Origin of the sequence: Streptomyces sp. NPDC017943 (assembly GCF_044328425.1) — a bacterium.
Taxonomy (GTDB): domain Bacteria; phylum Actinomycetota; class Actinomycetes; order Streptomycetales; family Streptomycetaceae; genus Streptomyces; species Streptomyces djakartensis_A.
Genome location: NZ_JBIRHH010000043.1, coordinates 1 through 6,772, shown reverse-complemented (window position 1 = coordinate 6,772; position 6,772 = coordinate 1). Strand labels below are relative to the sequence as shown.

At 60.0% G+C, this 6,772-nt stretch carries 4 protein-coding genes; 3 read left to right on the top strand and 1 reads right to left on the bottom strand.

Annotated features, from left to right (window positions below; genetic code table 11):
* Positions 1-351 precede the first annotated feature (351 nt).
* Positions 352-1,482: a phenylacetate--CoA ligase family protein gene (locus tag ACH4C6_RS35565; RefSeq protein WP_398112737.1), complete on the bottom strand. Its 1,131-nt coding sequence runs from the start codon at positions 1,480-1,482 to the stop codon at positions 352-354.
* Positions 1,483-2,681: 1,199 nt separating this feature from the next.
* Between ACH4C6_RS35565 and ACH4C6_RS35560 the strand changes: the two genes are divergently transcribed.
* From ACH4C6_RS35560 to ACH4C6_RS35550, 3 genes are all read left to right on the top strand, one after another.
* Positions 2,682-4,244 (top strand): phage/plasmid primase, P4 family, encoded by a 1,563-nt coding sequence (locus ACH4C6_RS35560; RefSeq protein ID WP_366900559.1) that lies wholly within the window; start codon positions 2,682-2,684, stop codon positions 4,242-4,244.
* Between the two features lie 144 nt (positions 4,245-4,388).
* Positions 4,389-4,802, top strand: coding sequence for a DUF6009 family protein (locus ACH4C6_RS35555; RefSeq protein ID WP_366900558.1), 414 nt, complete (start codon positions 4,389-4,391; stop codon positions 4,800-4,802).
* A gap of 649 nt (positions 4,803-5,451) precedes the next feature.
* Positions 5,452-5,883, top strand: coding sequence for a DoxX family protein (locus tag ACH4C6_RS35550; protein ID WP_366900557.1), 432 nt, complete (start codon positions 5,452-5,454; stop codon positions 5,881-5,883).
* Positions 5,884-6,772: the final 889 nt, after the last annotated feature.

The window sequence follows — 6,772 nt, the reverse complement described above, 5'->3', positions numbered from 1 at the left end:
AGCAGGACCCTCAGCAAGTCCCATCGTTGCAGGTCAAGGGCACTTTCCGTGTTTCTGATCAACTCTTGGACAGCCCACCTCGTGAAAGCACGAGGCTAAGCCAGCCTCAGTCATAAGGGTGATGGCTTGAGGTCCCAGCGCCATGCAGAGGACGAGGTAAGAACGATGTAGAAGTAGCTTCCGGCCCGGTGGTGGTCCGATCCGCCGGGGCCTGATTCGTGGAGTCGGTCATGCCACACTCCAGGAGTCTTTCCACCAAGCGGTCAAGATCAGTGAGGGCTGTACGTTGGCTCCGTCAATTGAAGGATTTCTCGCTACGATCGGGCGCAAATACCCCGTCGGGTAGGAGGATCATGCGCGGATGCGGGTATATCGATGCTTTACACCAACAGGAAAATACTCGGGGTCGGCGTATCGCCGAAGTTCGATGACCGGGGTCTTAAGAGCAGGCGGAACGTATTGGGTGTATTCACTGTTCTGGGCACTCAGGGAACTCATTACGCTGTTGGTGACCTCATCAGCGTCCAATGCATCGCTATCAGCATGGGGAACGAGCTCGACAACCACGTGCAGCCGGGGCTGTTCACCTCGCTGGATTTCCATGACGAACTTGCCTGTTACGTGGGCGCGCACACCGGGAACTTCAAGGCCGTGGGCCACGGTTTCGGGGTAAACATTGGCTCCGTAAAGCGACAGTGCAAAAAGATCACGGCCGAAAAGCCATACAGCCGGCAGACAACTGACATCGGGTGACGTGAGTCCAGCGGCGCGCCGGTGTGCGTCCAGCGCTGCGGCGCTCAAGACCCCACCAGAGTCGCCAAGGGTGTAGCGAACCAGGGGTACCTCGCCATCGGTCGTCAGGAAGAGCCGCCCTTCATGTGCCTCGAAATGCCGCAGTGCAGGATCAAACTGCATCAACATGGGCAGCCGCTCCGAGCCGAACATTTTGGTGGTCGCTCCAGGGGTCGATGCGACAGCTCTACGCAGCCCGATGGTGGCAGGTGTCTCGAAAGCGAGAACGCCCGCATCCGAGGTGCCGTACACCGCGGCGGTCGACGTTTCCGGATCGGCGATACCCGCACGGACGCAGACTAGATCGCGCCAAGCTTCGCTGAATACCTCACCTGCGAACACCAAGCGGGGCGATATACGCGCCCAGTCGATGCCTCGTAGCCGACCCGCGTCGATGACATCCTTGAGAAAGGGTGGGTAACCGAACAACACCGTCTGCTCCGCCATCGGTGCCATTTCTTCAACGACGTTCAGGATTTCGCCTGTGTTGTTACCGGGTGTAGCAATGGTAAGACGTGACCCGCGACGTGCTAGCTCCTGGAGACAACCCAGTGTGTAGATTCCCCCGATCCAGTTGCCCAGAGGGAAGCAGACGATGGCAAGGGTGTCCTTTTGCTCCGCTTCAAAGGTCTGATTGACGATATAGTTGAAAGGCAGGGCCGTGCTGCCGTCTTGGTTCAGAGACCGCACCCATGTAGTCGGGCGACCCGAAGAACCAGATGAGGTCGCGACCATCCGTGGCCCGTCGGCACCTCGACACCGTTCCCCAAGGGGGTAGGCCCGAATATAGGATTCCTTGTCCAATCGAGGCAGTCTGGCCAGACTCAAGTCGGTGACGGCGTGTGGATCTATGCCGTGTGCGCGCAGGTGCTTCCCGTAAGCAGGCACGCTCAAAGCGACCTCCTGGGCGAACGCAGTCCACCGGTCCGTATCCCTGTTGCGGCTTTCGCCAGCCATCGCCACCTCATCACGATTCTGCGGCGAGCAAGATGCTCCCGCCTTCGGGGGTCTACGCAATGCCCTGCTACTCGGTTCATGTGGGGACTGGGACACGCACCTGATGCGAAGCTGACACCACGGCAGCCACACCATGAGTCCCAGTGGGGAGGCCTGGTCAGCAGGCCAGTGTGCGAGGAGCCGATGGCAGGTCTTGGCTCGCGCTCGCCTATCCGGGGTCAGACGCGCAGCGCGGGACTGTAGGTGCACTGCTGAAGCCTTGGGGGGGCGTAGGAGGAGGCACAGTCCGGCCTGACCACGTCGGTCCCGTTCAGTCCCGCAGCACAGAAGCGCAGGTCAACAGTGTCTCAATACCCTGCAACGGGACTGACGGGACTCAACATTGCGCTTGTAGCCATCATGTGTGTGCATGCGCGGGCGTGTATCTGTCCACTGTGGTTCTGTCTCAGCGGGGTATAAGTGCATTGTTGAGTCCCGTCAGTCCCGTGATCACGCCCCTACCGTTCTGACCTGCGCGTTTGTGAAGGACTCAATGACGGGACTGAACCGGGGAGGCATGTCCTCTGCTGGTGCTGCTTCTATTGACCTCAGCGGCTGAGCGCCGCCGACGCGCCCCTTCTCCAGGAGCCCGGGACCATCGCCACTCCAGAAGGCCGCTGCCTTCTGGTCTCTGCGTGCGCTAGTCTCAGAGCTTCTATGTGACTCTTTCAGTCCCGTGAGTCCCGTTGGCTGGCGGATCAAGGCGCCGAACAGCACACTTATGCCTCGGGACTCAACGCGACGACTACGCTCTGAGGACAGCCTGTGCGAGCGACAGCATGGACCCCCAGCGGTGAGCCCGCGACATGTGCCGGCTTTTCCAGCTGGTGTGCTACTCGCGGCGAACTGGCTCCCCCTCCCCCAGGGCTCAGGCCTTTTACTCGAGGTCTCTCATGACTGCCGCAGGGCACAGCAGTTTCGACGCGGCCGGAGCTGCCCAACAGATGCGTCTGCACCTGTCGTTCACCGAGGGCCATCCGTTTTTGCCGGCTCAGCACATAGACAGAGATGACCCAGTCCCTACAGTTCCCTCGGGGGGTGTGCTGCCTGAGGAGCTGACAGACCGTGCCATGGCCAAGCTCTTTGCCCGTCTCTATAGCGACCGATTCCGTCATGTCGAGGGACTGGGCTGGTTCTCCTGGGATGTATATCGTTGGCGTCGGATTGGGGGCGAGAAAGCCGCTATCTGGGCAGCAGGCGAGATGGCAGAACAGATTTCGTTCACTGATCCCTCAGGTCGCTTCAGCGATGGCCAGCTTCAAGCGCACCGTCGTCGAACTCAGTCCACCGCGGGGCTAAAAGCCCTGCTTCAACAAGCTCAGGCCGCGCCAGGGCTCAGTTTGGACCCCGATGTTCTGGACGGAGACGTCTACGCATTGTGCACACCGAGCGGTGTAGTGGACCTGACCAGCGGTGATTTCCACGCCCCTGATCCGCTCACTGATATGCATTCGCGCGCTACAACTGTCGCTCCGCAGCCCATGCAGACGCCTCGATGGGACCGCTTCCTCGCAGACACTTTCGGCGAGGATGACAAAGGCACTGAGACAGTAGATTTCCTCCAACTACTGCTTGGCTACTCCATCACAGGTGACGTCGGGGCGCAGGTCCTGCCTTTTCTATATGGTTCCGGAGCGAACGGTAAGTCAGTTTTGCTGGACGTGATGATGCAGATCCTCGGAGACTACGCCAACGCTGCCCCGCCCGGGTTTCTCATGGAGAAAGGGAAGTTCGCAGAACATTCCACGGAGCTCACCGAACTACACGGGCGACGCATTGTGGTCTGCAGCGAACTGAAGCCCAATGATAAGTTCAACGAATCTAGAGTAAAGCTTCTGACTGGTGGAGACGCTATTACCGCGCGGCGGATGCGGCAAGATTTTTTCACTTTCAAACCCACACATAAGCTGTGGCTGCTGGGCAACCACCGACCAGAAGTGGGCACAGGCGGATACGCGTTCTGGCGCCGCATGAGACTTATCCCGTTTGAGCGTAAAGTGCCGGATCACCGCAAGATCGACAACCTTGCTGCTGAGCTTGTACGGGACGAAGGGCCCGGTATCCTTCAGTGGCTTATTGAAGGGGCCCGCCGTTATCTGGCCACCCGGGACCCTCTCAATGGCCCTACCTCAGTCCGCCTGGCAACCGAAGCATACGAGAAGACCGAAGATCACATCGGCCGCTTCCTCACCGAGCGCTGCACCATGGGTGGTGACGGCCCGCCCGATCCTGCTCTGAGAGTGGAACAAAAGCTGCTCTACGAGGCGTACGGCCGCTGGTGCGCAGACGAGGGCATCCAGCGTGCCACGTCTCGCGCCTTCGCTTCCCGTATCCGCCAAGAAGTGGGCCTGGCCTCACCCTCCGACATGATCAAAAACAACGATCGCAAGCTTTACCCCGGCCTCGCCCTTCTCGCTGAGAGAGGCGAATCCCCCGGCGCTGGAGCGCACAGGTGAGTTGCGCATACGTCCTAAGTTATGCGACCGGCGGCCCGTACGATGGAACGTGCCGTCTTGGGACGCGCTTGGACCGCAAAAGACGAGCGAAATGACCACCCGCCCCGGCCAGCCGGCCGATAACTACGAGGAGGGCCCGCGGCCATGAGCTCGATGCTGCGCGACAGTCAGCTCACCGACGAAGTGGAAGTCGTCTGGCTCGAAGACCCCACCGCGCTGGACTACGTGCGCCAAGCCCTCGACAAGGTCACTCAGCGCCGCGGCAAGCCCCGCTACTCCCGTGACGGCCGTCTGGTGGGCTATACCAACTTGGCTACCGACGCCGAACGCGACCCGGACAGCGGGTTGTTCGCGCGTCGCGCCTTCTTCCTGCTGCCGCATGACCGTGACAGTGAACCCACCGGGGACTACCAGGTAGGCGCCCCCGGGGAGGCAGTCGACCCTTCGACTATCGAACCAGGCAAAACGGGCACCAAGACATCTCGCTCCCAGCGAGGTCGTGCGGCAGAGACGGCTCATGACAGCGCAAGCAATATTGAACGTCGCGCCAGCCTGTGATCTTGGCGGTCAGCAAGGGCGTACCACGGTAGCGGATGTTGATCGGAAGGGTCACATCTCGTGGGACGTGAGGGTTCAGCCATTGCTAGCGCGGGGCATCCAGCCGGGATGTCGGTATGGCCGCAGCGCATCAAACGCAGGTGGGTGGAGGCCCCAGAGCGGCGCGCCGTGGCAGCCCGTATCCGAACGATACGGGCCGTGGGTGCGGGACTACGATCTCTCCTGCTGCTGGCACAGCCGCGGCGCCTGAGCCCGGATCGAAACCCCCCTTCAGAGCCAGGGCGACACGAAGGGCCTGATCACCCGCCACATGGACGTCTACTTCACGCTTTGACGGGTCCACCAGTACACCGCTGGGACAGCGATAAGAGGACCTTCAGAAGCTCCCGGCGGAAGAGCCATGGAGCCGGCCGACCGGCCAGCAGTCTTGGAAGCGGTGCGGGTTCCTCGGTTCGAGGCGGCGACAATCACGTCCGGTCTATCTAACGCATGACCACCCCTGCCGGGCTTCCCCTGGGATCTGAAGGACGCCACTCATCGCGCTTCCGCACCAGGCTGAACCCACGGATCCACTCGTCCGTAGTAGAGACAGAGTGCACGCCTATACGCGTCGTATGCTCAGGATATCAACACCAAGGGGATTTACATAATGCGCAGAGCACGATTCGCGGAGCAGTTGGAACGGAACCAATCTCGCGCCCTGGGCATGTTCCGTATGGTTCTAGGGTTGCTTTTCGCGAGCGAAGGCGCGGCAACGCTATTCGGCGTGCTAGACAGAAAAGCAACCCCTATAGGTGAGTGGCCCTTTTGGTATGCTGGACTAATTGAACTAGCTGGTGGCACCCTTGTGCTCCTTGGGATATTCACCCGCAGCTCAGCATTTATCTGCTCCGGAGTCATGGCCTTTGCCTATTTCACCGAACATCAACCCGCCGGCATCTTCCCCTTGCAGAACGGTGGCCTTTCTCCTGCACTTTTGAGCTGGAGCTTCCTGCTTCTGGTGTTTTTTGGCCCTGGCTCCATGTCCATATCCAAGAACAGCCAGAGCGCTGACGAAGGACGCAGTCTTCACAATCCCTAGCGTGACCTTGCCTCGAAACGAGGAATGAAGACCCAACGCTAGGGCCGTTGTTGCGATGGCGCTGCTCCACAGTCGCCCCTGCACTACGACGATTACAGTCCGTGACTTAATGATCTCTTGGTTTACAGTTTGCATCACTGCTTGCGTGGCAATGGCTCCATATGATCGCTGCACTAAAGTCCGGATCTACTGGCCTGTGGCGCATAGGACACCGTAGGAAGGAAAAAGATGCCGAAGGATAACAAAACTCCGACGAGCGCAGCGCGCGGGCTAGCTGCTATTGGTCGCCGTGAGGCCAAGTTCGCAAGACTCCTACAGGGCGACAGGGCTGCACTCCAATCCAAAATGCAGGAGATTCCAGGCACTCGAACGCTGCCGAGCCATGTAGCGGGCATTCTTCCCGTTGCAGGGGGCGCTGTTCAGCAAGTGCAGGAACAGAACCCTGCCTTCACCCAATCAGGGCATAACCCTGGCACCGTCCAGCCTTCGGCGCAACCCGCAAAACGCTGACGAAGGCTGGACTATGAGTGGCAGTTCGAGAAGAATGCGAGCGGCGGCAGTAGTCCTGCGAAATCGGTAGAATGTAATGACTATGGCCGCCGATTCAAGAGAACCCGGCGGCCATACCTGTTCCAGCTGGCTTAGTCGCGCTGTCTGACATCATCCACAGTACGGAATCTGGCCTGCAAATCACACGGATAGAGATGCGCAATTTCCGAAACTTCTGACCGAGACGTCAATGTCTTCTTCCCCACCTCTTTTTGTGCGGCGGGCGAAACGCCATGTTGCAGCTCTAGCCTCGATCTTTCGTGACGGTCTGCCGACGGAGTCGGTGGGCCGTTTCGCTTTCTGTGGCTGGTGCTGGGCAGGCTGAGGGGCCCGTGTGTCG